This window comes from Pseudomonas sp. ITEM 17296, assembly GCF_028895205.1.
GTDB classification, from domain to species: domain Bacteria; phylum Pseudomonadota; class Gammaproteobacteria; order Pseudomonadales; family Pseudomonadaceae; genus Aquipseudomonas; species Aquipseudomonas kermanshahensis.
This window is the reverse complement of sequence record NZ_WJRS01000072.1, coordinates 1-1,184: the sequence shown is the minus strand read 5'-3', so window position 1 is coordinate 1,184 and position 1,184 is coordinate 1. Positions and strand designations below refer to the sequence as shown.

The following is a 1,184-nucleotide window of genomic DNA, read 5'->3' as shown; positions in this document are numbered from 1 at the left end:
TGTGGGAGATTCTATGGTTTTCAGCAAGCCGGTTTGCTCGCTTTGGTGACATATTCGTCCTGATTTTTCATCAGGGCGAATGCTACGCGAGCAAGCTTTCTTGCCAGGATCACGAGGGCCTGGGTCGTTGCCTTGCCGCTGTTGCGGTGTTGTTCATAGATGCCTTTCCAGGCCGTAGACTTGCTAGCGGCCATCGCTGCGTTGTGCAGCAAGCGACGGATTTCCGAGCAGCCCCGTTTTGTGAGACGGCGTCGTCCCGTTTTCTGTCCAGAGTCAATCACTCGCAGATCCATCCCAAGAAATGCAATGTAAGAGTCACTGCTTTTAAATTCGCCCCTGACAAAGGCCATTACCAATGCCGTGGCTGTAAGGAAACCTATCCCCTCTACTGCCTGACAACGAGCAACTTGCTCATGCAGTCCGGCCTCTCGGAGCACTTCTTTCATCTTCTTTTGCATCAGCAGATCCAATCGATCTATTGATGTTACGAAAGCTTCGAAGGCCGCCTTTAAGAGGGTTTCATTAGCCCAGCTCTGAGTCATAGCGGTGCGAGCAGACACCAGTGCGGCTCTGCGGCGGAGGAGGCTCTGCAGCTTGCCGTAGACGGCTGGAGGCGGGCTCCAAGGACGAAGATCCTCCCCCTCATTTCTCAAGAAACGAGAGAGTAACCGAGCATCAGAAGGGTCAGTTTTGACTCGCCCGCCAACACTTTTTCGGTAGTTGCTCAGTTGAAACCCATCGACGACATAAACACTGAAACCTAGTCCATGGGCCAACTCAACCAAGTCCAAGTGATAGACATTGGTCGCCTCAACAGCGATGGCAGTGTTCAGGGGTTGTTGCTTCAGCCACCGCTTGATGTCGGCTTTTGAATTTTTCAGTTTGATTACCTCATCACTGCGGTCGTGATGGATAACCAGCTCAGCTTTTGCAACGTCCGCACCCACGATCAATCTACCTGCCTGCATTGCCATGGGCCGTACTCCACGTTAAGGTTTTTAGGCTTGAAGGGGTTTCACCAAGAGGCGCTGGCTTGCTTCTATCGTCGCTTGCAAACGATGCATTCTTTATCGGCGCTTTGGTGGAAGGGGTGGGGCGATGTCTCCCACGGTCTGTACTGCTGCGAACAGTCAGAATCGGGCATTTAGTCCCACCACCCCTTCAAGTCTAACCATACAAGCGGG

The 1,184-nt window shown here is 52.7% G+C and carries 1 protein-coding gene; it reads right to left on the bottom strand.

Annotated elements, in window-relative coordinates:
* Positions 1-20 precede the first annotated feature (20 nt).
* On the bottom strand, positions 21-974 hold the full coding sequence (locus GIB19_RS28080; RefSeq protein ID WP_274888852.1) for an IS110 family transposase: 954 nt from the start codon (positions 972-974) through the stop codon (positions 21-23).
* Positions 975-1,184 lie beyond the last annotated feature (210 nt).

Bases quoted from the DNA above. Each gene is read 5' to 3' on its own strand.
- GIB19_RS28080 (WP_274888852.1), bottom strand. From the start codon at position 974: ATGGCAATGCAGGCAGGTAGATTGATCGTGGGTGCGGACGTTGCAAAA.